14 protein-coding genes are annotated in these 16,170 nt (G+C 63.8%); all 14 read left to right on the top strand.

What is annotated here, in order from left to right:
* The first annotated feature begins 81 nt into the window (after positions 1-81).
* The 14 genes from minD to D002_RS0109130 all read left to right on the top strand — a co-directional run bounded on the left by minD (position 82) and on the right by D002_RS0109130 (position 16,159).
* Positions 82-891, top strand: coding sequence for a septum site-determining protein MinD (gene minD / locus D002_RS0109195; RefSeq protein WP_018141626.1), 810 nt, complete (start codon positions 82-84; stop codon positions 889-891).
* A 2-nt stretch (positions 892-893) separates the two neighbouring features.
* The gene (gene minE, locus D002_RS0109190) at positions 894-1,151 is read left to right on the top strand and encodes a cell division topological specificity factor MinE (protein WP_026181633.1); all 258 of its coding nucleotides are present in this window, start codon (positions 894-896) and stop codon (positions 1,149-1,151) included.
* A 4-nt stretch (positions 1,152-1,155) separates the two neighbouring features.
* Complete coding sequence (locus tag D002_RS0109185) at positions 1,156-2,163, top strand: NAD-dependent epimerase (protein WP_018141624.1); 1,008 nt, start codon at positions 1,156-1,158, stop codon at positions 2,161-2,163.
* Between the two features lie 160 nt (positions 2,164-2,323).
* The gene (locus D002_RS0109180) at positions 2,324-2,998 is read left to right on the top strand and encodes a type 1 glutamine amidotransferase domain-containing protein (RefSeq protein WP_018141623.1); all 675 of its coding nucleotides are present in this window, start codon (positions 2,324-2,326) and stop codon (positions 2,996-2,998) included.
* Between the two features lie 369 nt (positions 2,999-3,367).
* Positions 3,368-4,105 (top strand): TetR/AcrR family transcriptional regulator, encoded by a 738-nt coding sequence (locus D002_RS0109175; RefSeq protein WP_018141622.1) that lies wholly within the window; start codon positions 3,368-3,370, stop codon positions 4,103-4,105.
* Positions 4,106-4,183: 78 nt separating this feature from the next.
* Positions 4,184-5,293, top strand: coding sequence for an efflux RND transporter periplasmic adaptor subunit (locus D002_RS0109170; protein WP_018141621.1), 1,110 nt, complete (start codon positions 4,184-4,186; stop codon positions 5,291-5,293).
* 15 nt (positions 5,294-5,308) lie between these two features.
* A complete protein-coding gene (locus D002_RS0109165; RefSeq protein ID WP_026181632.1) occupies positions 5,309-8,407 on the top strand; it encodes an efflux RND transporter permease subunit in 3,099 nt (1,032 codons plus the stop codon).
* 313 nt (positions 8,408-8,720) lie between these two features.
* Complete coding sequence (locus tag D002_RS0109160) at positions 8,721-10,142, top strand: form I ribulose bisphosphate carboxylase large subunit (protein WP_018141619.1); 1,422 nt, start codon at positions 8,721-8,723, stop codon at positions 10,140-10,142.
* 68 nt (positions 10,143-10,210) lie between these two features.
* Positions 10,211-10,543 carry a ribulose bisphosphate carboxylase small subunit gene (locus D002_RS0109155; protein WP_018141618.1) on the top strand — a complete coding sequence of 111 codons (333 nt, stop codon included), beginning with the start codon at positions 10,211-10,213 and terminating at the stop codon, positions 10,541-10,543.
* 160 nt (positions 10,544-10,703) lie between these two features.
* Positions 10,704-13,643 (top strand): CsoS2 family carboxysome shell protein, encoded by a 2,940-nt coding sequence (locus tag D002_RS0109150; protein ID WP_026181631.1) that lies wholly within the window; start codon positions 10,704-10,706, stop codon positions 13,641-13,643.
* Positions 13,644-13,667: 24 nt separating this feature from the next.
* Positions 13,668-15,212 carry a carboxysome shell carbonic anhydrase gene (locus D002_RS0109145; RefSeq protein ID WP_018141616.1) on the top strand — a complete coding sequence of 515 codons (1,545 nt, stop codon included), beginning with the start codon at positions 13,668-13,670 and terminating at the stop codon, positions 15,210-15,212.
* A gap of 17 nt (positions 15,213-15,229) precedes the next feature.
* Complete coding sequence (locus D002_RS0109140) at positions 15,230-15,481, top strand: carboxysome peptide A (protein ID WP_012982273.1); 252 nt, start codon at positions 15,230-15,232, stop codon at positions 15,479-15,481.
* A 4-nt stretch (positions 15,482-15,485) separates the two neighbouring features.
* Positions 15,486-15,818: a carboxysome peptide B gene (locus tag D002_RS0109135; RefSeq protein ID WP_018141615.1), complete on the top strand. Its 333-nt coding sequence runs from the start codon at positions 15,486-15,488 to the stop codon at positions 15,816-15,818.
* A 41-nt stretch (positions 15,819-15,859) separates the two neighbouring features.
* On the top strand, positions 15,860-16,159 hold the full coding sequence (locus tag D002_RS0109130) for a BMC domain-containing protein (protein WP_012982275.1): 300 nt from the start codon (positions 15,860-15,862) through the stop codon (positions 16,157-16,159).
* Positions 16,160-16,170 lie beyond the last annotated feature (11 nt).

The following is a 16,170-nucleotide window of genomic DNA, read 5'->3' as shown; positions in this document are numbered from 1 at the left end:
GCCGATGACGAATGACAGGAACCCGTCCGCACGCCACGGTACCGACGCCGGCGTGCAAGGCGACAAGGAGCTGCAGCCAACATGGCACGTATCGTAGTGATTACCTCCGGCAAGGGTGGGGTGGGCAAGACCACCACCTCGGCCGCGATTGCCACCGGCCTGGCCCAGCGTGGCCACAAGACCGCCGTGATCGACTTTGACGTGGGTCTGCGCAACCTCGACCTGATCATGGGCTGCGAGCGTCGCGTGGTGTACGACTTCGTCAATGTGATCAACGGTGACGCCAACCTGAAGCAGGCCCTGATCCGCGACAAGCGGGTGGACAACCTGTACATCCTTCCGGCTTCGCAGACCCGCGACAAGGACGCCCTGACTCAGGACGGCGTGGAGCGTGTGCTGAACGAGTTGTCCGAGGATTTCGACTACATCGTCTGCGACAGCCCGGCCGGGATCGAGCGCGGCGCCCTGATGGCGGCCTACTTTGCCGACGAGGCGATCGTGGTGACCAACCCCGAGGTCTCCTCGGTGCGCGATTCCGACCGCATACTCGGCATTCTTGCGAGCAAAACCCGCCGGGTGGAGCAGGGGGGCGAGCCGATCGAGGGCAAGCTGCTGCTGACCCGCTACTCCGCCGAGCGTGCCGAGCGCGGCGAGATGCTGAGCATCGAGGACGTGGGCGAGATCCTCGCGATCGAACTCCTCGGTGTGATCCCGGAATCGCAGGCGGTACTGAATGCGTCCAACGCCGGCTTGCCGGTAGTGCTGGACGAGGAATCCGACGCCGGGCAGGCCTATTTGGATGCGGTTGCACGCTTCCTGGGCGAGGAACGTCCGCTGCGCTTTGTCGACGTACCGAAGAAGGGCTTCTTCGGGCGCCTGTTCAAGGGGTGATCATGGGGATCTTCGATTACTTCCGCCAGCCGCGGCAGAAGAGCGCGAGTGTCGCCAAGGAACGCCTGCAGATCATCGTGGCGCGCGAGCGCGCGGCGCGTTCCGGGCCCGACTACCTCCCGGCCATGCAGCAGGAGCTGCTGCAGGTGATCCGCAAGTACGTGCAGGTGGACGACGAGGCCGTACAAATGAACGTTGATCGCGAGGGCGACTGCGAGGTCCTCGAACTGAACATTACCCTGCCGGACGATCGGGACTAGCACGATGAAAGTACTTGTGACCGGTTCGGCCGGCTTCATTGGCAGTGCCCTGAGCCTGCGTCTGCTGGAGCGCGGCGACGAGGTGATCGGCGTCGACAACCTGAACGATTACTACGACGTCACGCTGAAAGAGGCGCGTCTGGCGCGCACCCAGGATCACGCGAACTACACCGATGTGCGCGAGGATATCGCCGACCGCGCCGCGATGGAGCGGGTCTTCCGCGAGCACCGGCCCGAGCGGGTGGTGAACCTGGCGGCGCAGGCGGGGGTGCGTTATTCGCTGGAGAACCCGGCGGCCTACGTCGATACCAACCTGGTGGGCTTCGGCAACATCCTGGAGGGTTGTCGTCACAACGGGGTGGAGCATCTGGTTTTTGCCAGTTCCAGCTCGGTCTACGGCGCCAACACCACCATGCCGTTCTCGGTGCACGACAACGTCGATCACCCGCTCTCGTTGTATGCCGCCAGCAAGAAGGCCAACGAGTTGATGGCGCATACCTACAGCCATCTCTATGACCTGCCGGTGACCGGGCTGCGCTTCTTCACCGTCTACGGTCCCTGGGGTCGTCCGGACATGGCGCTGTTCATGTTCACGAAGAAGATCCTGGCCGGCGAGCCGATCGACGTCTTCAACTACGGCCATCACCGGCGCGATTTCACCTACATCGACGACATCGTCGAAGGTGTGATCCGCACCCTGGACCATGTGGCCCCGCGCAATCCGGACTGGAACGGGGACGAGCCGGATTCTGCCACCAGTGCGGCTCCCTACCGCCTGTACAACATCGGCAACCACGAGCCGGTGGAGTTGATGCGCTACATCGAGGTGTTGGAGGACTGTCTCGGCAAGAAAGCCGAGAAGAACCTTCTTCCGCTGCAGCCAGGCGATGTGCCGGACACCTACGCCGATGTCGAGGCCCTGCGCCAGGATGTGGGCTACGCGCCCGCCACCGAAGTAGAAGATGGCATCGCCCGCTTCGTCGAGTGGTATCGCGAGTACTACCGCGCCTGATGGTCCTGGCCGGGCCGTTCGGGTCCGGCCTGCTCTATTCTCCCCCTCCCAGGTATCTCCCTGCGCTCGATGTCTCCTTATGTTCGCGAGGCATGGAGAGCAGGAACCTGTATGCATACACCGAGTCCACCGGAGACAGGATGAGCAAGGAGGTATCAGGATGAGCCGGACCATTTTGATGGTTGTGACGAGTCACGACGAAATTACGCCCGGCCAGGCGACCGGGGTGTGGTTTGACGAGTTTGCCGAACCCTACGACCGCTTCCGCAAGGCCGGCTTCGAGGTCAAGGTGGCGAGCCCGAAGGGCGGGCCGGTGCCACTGGACCCGAAAAGCCTGGAATCGAGTCATTCGGGGCCGGCGGTGGTCGCGGCCCAGGAGGCCCTGGATGACACCATTGCCCTGGATGAGGACATGAATCACGGGGCCTACGCCGCTATTTTCTTCCCGGGCGGGCACGGGACCATGTTCGACCTGCCGGACAACCCGCATGTCCAGCGCCTGGTGGCCGAGTTCATGGAGAACGACAAGATTGTGGGCGCGGTTTGTCACGGGCCTGCATGCCTGGTCGGGGCGATGCTGGCGGACGGCAGTTCCGCGGTGAAGGGGCGCAAGGTGGCGGCCTTTACGAATAGCGAGGAGAAGGCGGTGCAACTGGACACGGCGATGCCGTTCCTGTTGCAGGACAAGCTTGGGGAACTGGGCGGCGAGGTCGAGACCGCCGACGACTGGGCGGACCACGTGGTGGTCGACGGCAAGCTGGTAACCGGCCAAAACCCGCAGTCCAGCAAGAGCGTTGCCGACGCCATCGTGCGCCTCCTGCGCCAGGGTGCATAGCGCCCATCCTGTCTCTGCTGCGAGGCGCAGAAGCCGACTAAGCACGGTTGGTGGCAGGATTGGCACGAGCGTGCCATTGCGCAAAGCGGGGCAGCCACATCCTCTGCAACAGACAATCCCGGAAACGGCAAAGCCGTTATCCGGGATCTCCCGGGGTTACCACCGAGGTAGCGCCAGCCCTGGGAGATCCCGGCTCTAAGCTGCGGCCGGAATGCCCCGATGCTACCCGGTCCCCAGCCGCATCCACATCCACAACCTTCATCAACTCCCCGTCTTCCTGTGACGTGTCCTTGACCTTGCCCTAGTGCATTTTCCGGGACATTCGTGAACAGGGTTCAATAATCGGCGCAAGTTCGGTATGGTGCCGTGATGGGTACCGAGGATCGCAGGCAGCGCGAGCGCGAGGCGCGTGAGGCGCTGTTTATCGAAAAGGCCTACGAGCTGATTCGCGAGGAGGGTTTGCTGGCGTTGCAGATGTCGCGCCTGGCAGCCGCCTGCGAGTATGCGACCGGGACGTTGTATCAGCACTTCACCTCCAAAGAGGATTTGCTGGCGGCGGTCGCCACCCGCAGCACGCATCGCCGAGCCGAGGGCTTTGCCCAAGTACCGGGGCTACCGCTGGGGACGCGCTCGCGGATGCTGGCGATCGTACTGTCGGACCTCGATTTCGCGACTGCCAACCCGGACTACCACCGGCTGGTCCAGTACCTGGTGACGGAGGTGGTGTGGGCCAACGTCTCGCCCGCGCGGCGGGTCGCATTGCTGGAAGCTGGCAATCCCATTAGCGAAGCCGTCCATGCGGTGGTGGCGGAGGCCCGCGAGAGCGGCGACCTACCGCCGGCGCAGGGGATTTCCGAAGAGGAGATGGGGCTTGGACCTTGGGCGCTTAACGTCGGGATGCAGAATTTGGCCAATGCCCAGGGGTTGCTGGATGCGTACGACATCCATCGGCCCTACGAACATCTGATCCGCCACTTCCATGCGCTGATGACCGGTTGGCGCTGGGAGCCGCGCCTGGACCCGGACGAGCCCTCGGTAGTGCGCGCTGAAACCGAGCGTGTCCGGACGGCCATGCGAGTGGCCGGAATCGCGACTGAATCTGCGTAGCGCTAGCGACCCACTCGCTGGCGTTAACGCACGTAATCATGCCTGTGGGGCGATGCCCGACAGGCCAGGGAGAACTCGATGAAACGCTTCATCCTGATGCTGTTGGCGGTTGCCGTCGTGCTGGGCGGGATCTTTGGCTTCAAGGCCTTTGTGGATCAACAGATCGGCGAGTACTTCGACGAGATGGAAGAGCCGGTGGCAACCATCAACGCCGCCGAGGTCACGACCGATACCTGGACCCCCCAGGTGCGCGCGATCGGCAGCCTGGAGGCGGTGCAGGGCGCAACGCTCAGTTTTGAGGCACAGGGCATCGTGCAGTCCATTCACTTCGAGAACGGGGCGCGGGTCGAGGCCGGCGATCCGCTGGTGGATCTGGATACCACACTGGACGAGGCCGAGCTCGAAAACCTGCGCGCCGCCGAACGCCTGGCGCGGCGCGAGCTGGAACGGGCCCGTGGCCTGATCGAACGCCGCGATATCTCCGATTCCGAGTTCCAGCGCCGCGTGGCTGAGGCCGAGCAGGCCGAGGCCTCGGTGAAGGCGCAGGAGGCCCGTATCCGTCAGAAGAGCCTGCGTGCGCCGTTCGCGGGCGAGCTGGGCATTCGCGAGGTGAACGTTGGTCAGTTCGTTGGCCCAGGCGATCCGATCGTGGTACTGGAGGCCCTGCAGCCGTTGTATGTGAATTTCACCCTGCCGGAACGGCGCTTGGGAGAGGTTGCGCTGGGGCAGGAGGTGACCGTGGATGTGGACGCCTACGGCGATCGGTTCATCGGCGAAGTCACGGCCATTGAGCCTCGCGTGCGCGCCGCCTCGCGCATGTTCCGCGTGCAGGCGCGTCTGGAGAACGAGGAGGGGCGTTTGCGTCCGGGACAGTTTGCCCGCGTCACGCTGGATCGTGGCGAGGCCGAGGAGGCCGTGGTGGCCCCGCAGACGGCGGTCCGGTTTGCGCCCTGGGGGCAGTCGGTGTTCGTGATCAACGAGGACGACGATGGCCAGTTGCGAGTCGAGCAGCGTCTGATCGAGACCGGTGAACGCCGTGGCGATCTGGTGCGCATCCTTGATGGACTGGAGCCGGGCGAGCGGGTCGCCGCGGGCGGCCTGCTGAAGTTGCAGAATGATACCCCGGTGAAGATCACCGAGGACGCCCAACCCGACGCCGAGCGCGATCCGCGCCCGGCTAACCGCTAGGTCAGGGCGATGGCCATGCGTTTTACCGACATCTTCATCCAGAAGCCGGTGCTCGCCACGGTGGTGAGCCTGTTCATCCTGCTGTTTGGGGTGCGGGCCGTTTTTGACCTGAACGTGCGCCAGTTCCCCGAGGTGCAGAACGCGGTCGTCACCGTAAGCACCGCATACATCGGGGCCGATGCCGACCTGGTGCAGGGCTTTATTACCACGCCGATGGAGCGCGAGGTGGCCGAGGCCGAAGGGATCGACTACCTGGTCTCCACCAGCCGGGCCGGGATCAGTATCGTCGAGGCCCATCTGGAGCTGGATTACGACCCCAATCAGGCCCTGACCCAGATCTCCGCACAGGTGGACAAGATCCGCAGTGACTTGCCGGCCGAGGCCGAGGATCCCGTTGTGGATCTCTCCGTGGGCCAGGATGTCGCGGCGATGTACATGTCGTTCTATTCGGAACGGCTATCCAACAACCAGACCACCGACTATCTGATCCGCGAGGTGCAGCCGGAGCTGGCCACCATCAACGGGGTGCAGCGCGCGGAGATCCTGGGGGCCCAGAGCTTTGCGATGCGGGCCTGGCTGGACGCCGATCGGATGGCCTCTTTTGGCGTGACCGGACGCGATGTGCGCGAGGCACTGGAGCGCAACAATGTGCTCTCGGCCGTGGGTCAGACGCGTGGCTCGATGGTCGGACTGGACCTGACCGCGGATACCGATCTTCAGGAACCCGAGCAGTTCGAGCAGTTGATCCTGTTCGAGGCCGATGGCGACTTGGTGCGTCTGGGTGACGTCGCGGAGGTCGAGCTGGGCTCGGAGAATTACGACACCTCGGTGCGCTTCAACGGCGAGGCGGCGACCTTCGTGGGTATCGAGCTGGCGCCGGATGCGAATGCACTGGACGTGATCGCCGATGTACGCGAGGTGTTCGACGAGCGCATCAAGCCGCGCCTCCCGTCGGGGCTGGAAGGGGAGATCGTCTACGACTCAACCGACTATATCCAGAGTGCAATCGACGAGGTGCTGCTGACGATTGGCCTGGCTCTGGCGATTGTATTGGTGGTGATCTACCTGTTCCTGGGTTCGTTGCGCAGTGTGATCATCCCCGCCGTGGCGGTACCGCTGTCGCTTGTGGGCACCTTCATGCTGATGCTGCTGATGGGGTTCTCGCTGAATCTGCTGACCCTGCTGGCGATGGTGCTGGCCATCGGCATCGTGGTCGACGACGCGATCATTATGTTGGAGAACATCTCCCGCCATATCGAGGAGGGGATGTCGCGCATGGATGCAGCGATCCAGGGGGCGCGGGAATTGGCCTGGCCGATCGTGGCGATGTCGACCACGCTGGTCGCGGTGTTCCTGCCCCTGGGCTTTATCGGCGGACTGACCGGTACGCTGTTCATCGAATTTGCCTTCACGCTTGCGGCGACCGTGGTCATATCCGGCATCGTGGCGATCACGCTGTCGCCGATGATGTGTTCGAAGATCCTGCGCGACGGTTCGGTCGAGCGGCGCGGGCGCATTGAGAGCTGGCTGGATGCGCGCTTCGACAGCCTGCAGCAACGCTACCGCAAGCGCCTGCATGGGGCGCTGAACGATCGCTTCACCATTGCGGTGTTCGGTGCGATCGTGCTGGTGGCCTGCTACTTCCTGTTTGTGACGTCCCAGACCGAGCTGGAGCCGCCGGAGGATCAGGGCTTTGCCTTCTCCATAATGGAGGGTGACGCCCAGATGGGACTGGACTGGCTGGAGCGTAATACGGCGCTGACCGATCGCTTCTTCGACGAGATCCCGGAACTCGAGAACATCTTTATTGTGAATGGCTTTGGCGGCGGCCCCGGCATCGCCGGGGTGGGCAACCAGGCCTTGGGTGGCTTTGTGCTGGCGCCCTGGGATCAGCGCGAACGCGATACCGAGACCATCCTGCAGGAGGATCTGCAGCCCCGTCTGGAGCAGCTGCCGGGTCTGGAGGTCTTCGCGGTCCAGCCACCGCAGCTCCCCACCCCCGGAGGGGGTACGCCGGTCAGCGTGGTCCTGGGCTCAACTGGGTCGTTCGAGGAGTTGGACGAATTTGCCCAGGAAATCATGGAGCGGGCGATGGCGACCGGGCGGTTCATCTTCATGGACACCGATCTCGATTTTGATCGACCGCAGGTGAATCTGAAGATCGACCGCGAGCGCGCCGCGCAGCTGGGCATCGACATGGCGACGTTGAACGCGGATATCTCCACGATGCTCTCCGGCGGGTTTGCCGGGCGCTTTGCGATGGAGAATCGTAGCTATCGCGTGATCCCGCAGGTGCAGCGTGCCGAGCGACTGAATCCGGAACAGCTGGAAGAACTGTTTACCCGCACGCGGGACGGCGAGCCGATCCCATTGTCCAGTGTGGTCATGCTGGAGGAGACCGTGACGCCGCGTTCGCTGCAGCGCTTCCAGCAGCTCAATGCGGTGACGTTGTCCGGTGTGCCGCGGCCCGGCGTGACCTTGGGTGAGGCCCTGGCGATTGTCGACGAGATTGCGGCCGAGGTGCTCCCGCCGGACGTCAACGTCGATTACGCTGGACAGTCCCGTCAGCTGAAGGCGGAGGGTGGCGACCTGATCGTGACCTTCTTCTTCGCGCTGGTCGTGATCTTCCTGGTGCTGGCGGCGCAGTTCGAGTCGTTCCGTGATCCATTGATCATTCTAACGACCGTACCGATGTCGATCGCGGGGGCGCTCATCTTCATCAGCCTCGGGGTGACCTCGCTGAATATCTACACCCAGGTGGGGCTGCTGACCCTGATCGGTCTGATCGCCAAGCACGGCATCCTGATCGTGGAATTCGCCAACCAGCTTCAACGTCAGGGGCGTACCTTGCGTGAGGCAATCGAGGAGGCGGCTTCGCTGCGCCTGCGCCCAATCCTGATGACGACGACCGCCACCGTGGTCGCCATGGTGCCGCTGCTGATGGCCACCGGCGCCGGCGCGGGTTCGCGCTTCGCGATGGGCCTGGTGATCGCCAGTGGCATGGCAATCGGTACGCTGTTCACTCTGTTCGTGGTGCCCGCGATCTACCTGTACCTCGCGCGGGATCACCGTGCGGCGGGTAGCGGCGAGCCGGTGACCACGGCGGCCTCCTGACTTCGGGAGGCGGCCCACAGAAGCGTGTTTGGCGGCCCCTGAGGCGGGGCTTTGCACTCCGTCGCGCAAAAGGCATGCAAGCGCTACGGTCTTGGACTACAATCGACGTCCGCATTTTGGCGAAGCCGACGTTCTGGCGCCTGGCTGTGCCATCGCGAACCCGAACCCCTGCCGGTCAGCGGTCCTCCCGCTGTCCGGCTTTTATATAAACGATAGTCTATTGGTCGCATCTAGATTATTTATTTGTTATTAGCGATTGCCCTCCCTAATCTAGTCGACCGTCACGATTAACCAACGCGTAGGAGAAAGCCACATGGCCGCCAAGAAGTACTCCGCGGGTGTCAAGGATTACCGCGAAACATACTGGATGCCGGAATACATGCCGCTGGATACCGATCTGCTGGCATGTTTCAAGATCACCCCGCAGCCGGGCATCGACCGCGAAGAAGCGGCAGCCGCTGTGGCGGCCGAATCCTCCACCGGGACCTGGACCACGGTGTGGACCGACCTCCTGACCGACATGGATTACTACAAGGGTCGGGCGTACTCCATCGAGGACGTGCCGGGTGACGACGAGTCCTTCTACGCGTTCATCGCCTACCCGATCGACCTGTTCGAAGAAGGCTCGGTCGTGAACGTGTTCACCTCGCTGGTCGGCAACGTGTTTGGCTTTAAGGCCATCCGTGCCCTGCGTCTGGAAGACGTGCGCTTCCCGATCGCCTACGTGAAGACCTGTGGGGGTCCGCCTTCCGGTATCCAGGTCGAGCGCGACAAGCTCAACAAGTACGGCCGTCCGATGCTGGGTTGCACCATCAAGCCGAAGCTGGGTCTGTCCGCGAAGAACTACGGCCGTGCCGTGTACGAGTGCCTGCGTGGTGGTCTCGACTTCACCAAGGACGACGAGAACATCAACTCGCAGCCGTTCATGCGCTGGCGTGATCGTTTCGAGTTCGTGCAGGAAGCGACCGAAAAGGCCGAGCTCGAAACCGGCGAGCGCAAGGGCCACTACCTGAACGTGACCGCTCCGACCCCGGAAGAGATGTACAAGCGTGCCGAGTTCGCCAAGGAGATTGGCGCGCCGATCATCATGCACGACTACATCACCGGCGGCTTCTGCGCCAACACGGGTCTGGCCAACTGGTGCCGCGACAACGGTGTGCTGCTGCACATCCACCGCGCCATGCACGCCGTGCTCGACCGTCATCCGAAGCACGGTATCCACTTCCGTGTGCTCGCCAAGATCCTGCGTCTGTCCGGTGGTGACCATCTCCACACCGGTACCGTGGTCGGCAAGCTGGAAGGCGACCGTGCCGCGACTCTGGGCTGGATCGACCTGCTGCGCGAATCCTTCGTGCCGGAAGACCGCTCGCGCGGCATCTTCTTCGATCAGGACTGGGGCTCCATGCCGGGCGTGTTCGCCGTGGCCTCCGGTGGTATCCACGTCTGGCACATGCCGGCCCTGGTGGCCATCTTCGGTGACGACTCCGTGCTGCAGTTCGGCGGCGGTACGCTGGGCCACCCGTGGGGCAATGCCCCGGGCGCGGCGGCCAACCGTGTTGCGCTGGAAGCCTGTGTGCAGGCGCGTAACGAAGGTCGCGAGATCGAGAAGGAAGGCAAGGAGATCCTGACCCAGGCCGCCCAGCACAGCCCCGAGCTGAAAGTGGCGATGGAGACCTGGAAGGAGATCAAGTTCGAGTTCGATACCGTCGACAAGCTGGACACCCAGCACAAGTGATCGCCCGAGTGCGGGCGGCCTGATGGGCCGTCCGCACCCTGACAGAACAAGAGCACAGGATTACCGACATGTCTGATATTCAGAACTTCAAGCAGTCGCAGAAGTACGAAACCTTCTCCTACCTGCCGGAGATGAACGCCGACCAGGTGCGCAAGCAGATCGAATACTGCCTCGCCCAGGGCTGGAACCCGGCCATCGAGTACAGCGAGAAGGCCAACGCCATGGCCCACTACTGGTACATGTGGAAGCTGCCGTTCTTCGGTGAGCAGTCCGTGGAGTCCGTCCTCCAGGAAGTTGAAGAGTGCCGCCGTGCCAATCCGGGCATGATGGTTCGCTTTATTGCCTACGATAACTACGCCCAGAGCCAGGGCATGGCCTTCGTGGTCGACCGCGGTCGCTAAGGACCCCGGTACCTGCCGGGCCCGGCATGCGGGCCCGGTAGTTCAGTTCAGCGTTATTTACCGTTGCTGCCGCCAACTGTAAGGAAGTGCCATGAGTAATCCGACATCTGCGTCTGAAGGTCTCTCGGGTCGTGAACTCGCTCGGGAACGGCGCAAGGCCATGTCTCACAATGGCAAGGCTGCCGTGAAATCGACCGGCCAAAACAAGGCGAGCGCCCGCTCGTCCTCGGCTGCGCATGACGCGCGCCAGGCGAAATCGGCCTCTGCTCCGGCACCCCAGGCGCGGGAGCCGGAAATGCCCTCCAGTGAATCCTCGTCGCAGGTCTCCTTCGAGACCCGCGATGCCAGCCCCGAACGGCGTCCTGAGCCAGGCGCGCACGCGGGGGCCTCCAACGGTCGCCAGGCCGCCCTTGAGCGTCGCCAGAAAATGGCGCGCCAGGGCAAGAAGGCCGTTGGCCGTACCAATACCCGTGCCCAGGTTTCCGGCGGTATGGCGCGAGCCGGTGCAGACCGTTCGCGCCAGCTGGAAGCGCTGGCCCAGTCGCAGAACGTGGAAGTCGATTGCTCGAACATGAGCGGTCGCGAGATCTGCCGTCTGCGGCGCCAGGCGTTGTCGACCGATGGCAAGAAGGCCGTGGCGCCCGAGCCGCGCCGTGAAGATCGGCTTAAGGGATCGGAACCGGTCGCCGCCACGAGCGAATCGTCCAAGAAGGATTGCGGCTGCGGTTGCAAGGGCGAGAAGGGTGCATCGGCTGATGCTACCCCGACTCGCGAAGAGACTGTGGTCGAGAGCGGGCTGGATCAGCTCTGCGACAAGGTCGAGTCCGGGGGCGAAGCCGCTGGCCCGCACCCGATGATTTCCGAAGTCCGAGCGATCTGCATGGCGCGCCGCGACGCGATGGCGCAGAACGGCAAGCAGGCCCTGCGCCGTCGCTTCAAGGGCGGTCAAGCCCGCGGCACGTTGCCGCAGGAAGGTGCCTGGAAGGCGGCAAAGCGTAAGGGCATGTCCACCCGGGAGGTGGCTCGCCAGCGTCGTGAAGAGCTTTGCAAGCTGGGCCGAGGTTCTTCGGAGCCGGGGCGGCCCTGTGGTCGGCCGCGCCCCATTGAAGGTGATGCGCCGCCCAAGGTGGAAGAAGGGACGACCCTGGCGGGTAGCCATGTGAGTGGCACCCAGGTTGAACGGACCTCCAGCGTCACGGGTACCGAAGCCGGTAGCTGCTCTTCGATCACCGGGACCGAGTATCTGGGCCTGGAACACTACGAGCGGTACTGCGGTGTTCGCCCCTCCGGCAACCCGCCGAAGGTGGGTGCCTCGCACACCGCCCACGGTCAGTCCGTGAGTGGCACCGAAGTCGGCCGTTCCTCGCGCGTGACCGGCGACGAGCGGGGTTCGTGCGAGACGATTACGGGTACCGAGTACCTCAGCACTGAACAGTATGAAGGCTTTTGTGGCACCCGCCCGGAGGCCGGCCCGGCCCGCACTAGCGTGATGGTCACCCGTCACGGTGAGGGTGTTTCCGGGACCTCAGTGGGGCGCAGCCCGAAGGTGACCGGTGATGAATCGGGCTCCTGCCGCGACGTAACCGGTACCGAGTACCTGAATACGGCCGCGAGCGAGGTGCCCTGCAATTCGGGAAAGTCGAACGGAGCGCCGCTGAAGGTTGGCGTCATGCACACGCTTCGCGGTCGTGAACTGACCGGAACCGAAGTCGGGCGCTCCGTGCATGTCACCGGTGACGAGTACGGCAGCTGCAAGCCGGTCACCGGCACCGAATATCTCGGTACGGAACAGTTCCAGGGCTTCTGTGGTACCCGCCCGGAGCCGACGCCGGCCAAGGTCCAGGAGTCGCACACCATGGAAGACCAGACCGTGACGGGCGTGGCCGTTGGCCGCAGCTCCAAGGTGACCGGCAACGAGAGCGGTTCCTGCAAGTCGCTCACCGGGACGCCGTACTACAACAAGGCGGACTTTGGCGATCTGTGTGACCAGCCCGCCGCGGGTGGTGTGCCGAAGGTCGGGGTGATGCACACGTTGCGGGGTCGCGAGGTATCGGGTACGCAGGTGGATCATTCCATCCACGTGACCGGTGACGAGTACGGCGGCTGTAAGCCGATAACCGGAACCGAATACGCGGGCTCCGAGCATTACGATGCGTTCTGTGGCGGTCAACGCCCGGATGCGGCGCCGGAAAAGGTTACGGTCGGCCGCACCTGGAACCAGCAGTCGGTCTCCGGGACCGCCGTGGGCCGTTCGGCTCGGGTAACGGGCGATGAGTATGGTGCCTGCAAGCCCGTGAGCGGGACCGCCTATATCGGACCCGACCAGTATGACCAGTTCTGCGAGACCCAGGATTCGCAGGCCGCCGAGGTGCGCGTGGCCGACCGTCAGTCGACGCCAGGGCACGCGGTCTCCGGGAGTCAGCCGGGCTACGACGAGCGTGTGACCGGCACCGAACGCGGCGCCTGCCAGGACGTCTCCGGGGCCCCGTATGTGGGCGCCAACGAGTTTGCCCAGACCTGCGCCAACGTGGCTGGCAATCTGCATCCGCGTCTGCGCCCGGAAGGGATGCAGGGGGCCCCGGCCCGAGCAGCCGCCCCGGCGCCGGCCGCAGCGCGACCGATGCCGAACGCAGGCTTTAGCGTGGAGACACCTGCGCGCACAGCGGCCGAACGCCGTGAACGCGTGACGGGCACCGCCTATGGCACGAGCGGCCGTCTGACGGGCTCGATCAACAAAGCGATGGGCCTGGTGTCTGGCACCGAAGAATTCCGCTACAGCGGGGGCCAGCAGCAGGTGGCCTCGGCCCCGGTGGACGAGGGCCAGAAGATCGGCGCCGATCGTGTGACGGTGAATGGCAGCAGCAATGGTATTTCCATTACCGGCGATGATTGGGGTCGCGGCGACCGGGTGACCGGTACCGAGGGGATGTCGACCCGCCGCAACGCCACACAGAAAGGGAACCCGCGGGGCGAGGGCCGTAGTGCCTACGTCAACCGGGAGCTGGAGCGCAAGGACGTGCCCGCGAGCAAGATCACGGGTTCCTCCGGGAACAGCGATGCCGGTTCTCTGGTGACGCTGTCCGGTGGGGCACGCGGTTAAGGGTTGCACAGGTCCCCGGAAGCCATGGTGCGCGGTCGCCGCAAGAACAGCCCGTTTGGCTCACGCTTTGTGAAGCCAAGGGTGGGTGCGGCCCGGTCGACGGTGACGGAGCCGGGTCCGGTGGCCCCGGTACCCGCGCCGTCGGTGCCGCGAACCGAAGCGGTCGGTGAATTGCGCCCGGGGCATCCGCTGGCGGACGCCGCGATGAACGATCGCCTGCATGCGTTCGAGCAGGGCTTTCGTGAGCGCTTCGCCCAGTTGGTCCCGGTGTTGAAGGAAGTGCATGCGCTGCAGCACGAGCGCGATTTTCAGGAGCGGGCGCAACGGATTGTGCTCGATCGGTTGGGCTACCAGTTGCCGGAGAAGGCGCTGGAAGATGCCTGGATCAATGATCTGGACACGCGCGAACTGTACCTGCATGGCACGTTCGAGCTGTTCGATCAGGTGGTCAACGAATACTGGGCCGGACGCGATGATCTGGTCGCGGAAGCGGAAAGCGCCATTGCGTATTTCCTCGACTGTGACTTCCACGAGGTGGACATCTCGCCCTGTTCCGATGGTCGGCTGCTGGGGTTGCGGCGTTTTATCCTGCGGCTGCCGGACTTGGCGGTCCGAGTGAAGAGTTATGCGGGTGCGCAGTTCGACATCGAGGAAGATGTGCGGCACTGGACCAAGCGCGAGTTGCTGCGCTTCCGCGAGGGGCGCCCGACCACGGCGGACGTGCCGAGTCGGTACCTGAAGATTGCGGCGTACCACTACAGTGGCGCCGATCCGCTGCACCAGGGGTGTGCGGCACATGGCAATAGCGAACGCGATGCGGCGGATGGTGCGTTGCACCAGTTGCGGGCCTTCCGTCAGGCGATCGAGAACACCTACTGCTGTGGGGCCTCGGTCGACACGCTGCTGATTGGCGTGGATACGGATACGGATGCGGTGAAGATCCATATCCCCGATGGCGACACGCGCATGAGCCTGTATCGGTTTGTGGATAGTGCGGCGCTTTATCGGGAAACGCAGGGTCTGGACGAGCAATCGGCCTCCCTGCGGGTGTATCAGGCAATCCAGGATGCGATCCACCAGCAAGGCTGGGGACGCGGGAATGGGGCGCCTCATGAAGGGATGCTGCGATTGATCTCGCGGTTGCTGCTGAACAATATCTCGCAGCTTGAGTATGTGGCGCGTTACCACGGAGGCCACTACGCCGATGTCGGCCATCGGGAGCGCGTGATCATCGTCGGTCAGGAGATCGAGGAGATGCAGGTACGGAACTTCGCGTACTTCGCACACCTGGAGACGATGGAAGAAGGCTCCGATGGGATCGATGTCGGGGTGAACAAGATTTTTCGGAAGTTGAATGTTGAACGTGGCCTGCCGGTGCCGGTGGTGATTCATTACCGCTACGACCGCAAGGTGCCGGGATCGCGGGAGCGGGTCGAGGCACGGTGTCGCCGGATCCGCAGAACGATCATGGAGCGCTACCGAGACCTGGCAGAGAAGGGCCTGATTGGCTGCCACATGGTCATTCGCGACAAGCGCAGCGGCAGCCGTCTGGAACCGCTGGTCGCCTGACGCATACGGGAACAGGAATGAAGATCTGCAAGGTTGAGAAGACACTGGTTTCGACCAACCGTATCCGCGATCTCGGACACCGGCCGTTGCTGGTGGTCCAGGAGAAGGCCGGTGGTCCGCGCACCGTGGCGGTGGATGCCGTTGGCTGCGTCCCAGGTGATTGGGTGATCGTGGTCGGCTCGTCGGCCGCGCGCGAGGCCGCCGGCAGCAAGGAATACCCGAGTGACGCGACGATCGTGGGGATCATCGATTACTGGGAGGAGCAGTAGCTCCATGGAAATCATGCAGGTGCAGGACGAGTTGGTGGTGACCCGTCGAGTGGACGGTCTCCAGACCATGTCGCTGCGCGTGCTAGTGGATCAGCAGGGCGCGCTTAGCGTCGCCGTGGATCCGGTTGGTGCGCACCCGGGCAACTGGGTGTTCACGATCTCCGGGTCGGCCGCGCGCTACGCGCTTGATGATCCAAAGGTAACAACCGATCTGACGATCGGCGGCATCATCGACCACTGGGACGATGGTGGAAAGAAGACGGAAGGGTCGAAGGACGAGGCTGGACGAGACCAGACCGATGCACAGCGCTCTGCTGGGCCCCGCAAGGCGGCGTGAGCGTCATTTTTTGAAAAACTGTTAATCCAGGAGAGAAAACAATGGCAACTGAACGTTTTGGTGTGGCGCTGGGCATGATCGAGACCCGTGGTCTGGTCCCGGCTATTGAAGCAGCGGATGCGATGACCAAGGCCTCTGAAGTGCGCCTGATCGGTCGTCAGTTTGTCGGTGGCGGTTACGTGACCGTGCTGGTCCGTGGTGAGACCGGTGCCGTGAACGCTGCGGTCCGCGCCGGTGCGGATTCCTGCGAGCGTGTGGGTGACGGCCTGGTGGCTGCGCACATCATTGCCCGCGTGCATTCCGAAGTGGAAAGCATCCTGCCCGAGCAGGTTGAAAAGTAATTCATCAGTAA

It is taken from the genome of Thioalkalivibrio sp. ALJ7 (assembly GCF_000376865.1).
Lineage (GTDB): Bacteria > Pseudomonadota > Gammaproteobacteria > Ectothiorhodospirales > Ectothiorhodospiraceae > Thioalkalivibrio.
This window is presented reverse-complemented; position numbering and strand designations above follow the sequence as displayed.

What these genes read in the sequence shown, in the direction of transcription:
- minD (WP_018141626.1), top strand. Translation starts at nt 82, where the DNA reads ATGGCACGTATCGTAGTGATTACCTCCGGCAAGGGTGGGGTGGGCAAG.
- minE (WP_026181633.1), top strand. Translation starts at nt 894, where the DNA reads ATGGGGATCTTCGATTACTTCCGCCAGCCGCGGCAGAAGAGCGCGAGT.
- D002_RS0109185 (WP_018141624.1), top strand. Translation starts at nt 1,156, where the DNA reads ATGAAAGTACTTGTGACCGGTTCGGCCGGCTTCATTGGCAGTGCCCTG.
- D002_RS0109180 (WP_018141623.1), top strand. Translation starts at nt 2,324, where the DNA reads ATGAGCCGGACCATTTTGATGGTTGTGACGAGTCACGACGAAATTACG.
- D002_RS0109175 (WP_018141622.1), top strand. Translation starts at nt 3,368, where the DNA reads ATGGGTACCGAGGATCGCAGGCAGCGCGAGCGCGAGGCGCGTGAGGCG.
- D002_RS0109170 (WP_018141621.1), top strand. Translation starts at nt 4,184, where the DNA reads ATGAAACGCTTCATCCTGATGCTGTTGGCGGTTGCCGTCGTGCTGGGC.
- D002_RS0109165 (WP_026181632.1), top strand. Translation starts at nt 5,309, where the DNA reads ATGCGTTTTACCGACATCTTCATCCAGAAGCCGGTGCTCGCCACGGTG.
- D002_RS0109160 (WP_018141619.1), top strand. Translation starts at nt 8,721, where the DNA reads ATGGCCGCCAAGAAGTACTCCGCGGGTGTCAAGGATTACCGCGAAACA.
- D002_RS0109155 (WP_018141618.1), top strand. Translation starts at nt 10,211, where the DNA reads ATGTCTGATATTCAGAACTTCAAGCAGTCGCAGAAGTACGAAACCTTC.
- D002_RS0109150 (WP_026181631.1), top strand. Translation starts at nt 10,704, where the DNA reads ATGTCTCACAATGGCAAGGCTGCCGTGAAATCGACCGGCCAAAACAAG.
- D002_RS0109145 (WP_018141616.1), top strand. Translation starts at nt 13,668, where the DNA reads ATGGTGCGCGGTCGCCGCAAGAACAGCCCGTTTGGCTCACGCTTTGTG.
- D002_RS0109140 (WP_012982273.1), top strand. Translation starts at nt 15,230, where the DNA reads ATGAAGATCTGCAAGGTTGAGAAGACACTGGTTTCGACCAACCGTATC.
- D002_RS0109135 (WP_018141615.1), top strand. Translation starts at nt 15,486, where the DNA reads ATGGAAATCATGCAGGTGCAGGACGAGTTGGTGGTGACCCGTCGAGTG.
- D002_RS0109130 (WP_012982275.1), top strand. Translation starts at nt 15,860, where the DNA reads ATGGCAACTGAACGTTTTGGTGTGGCGCTGGGCATGATCGAGACCCGT.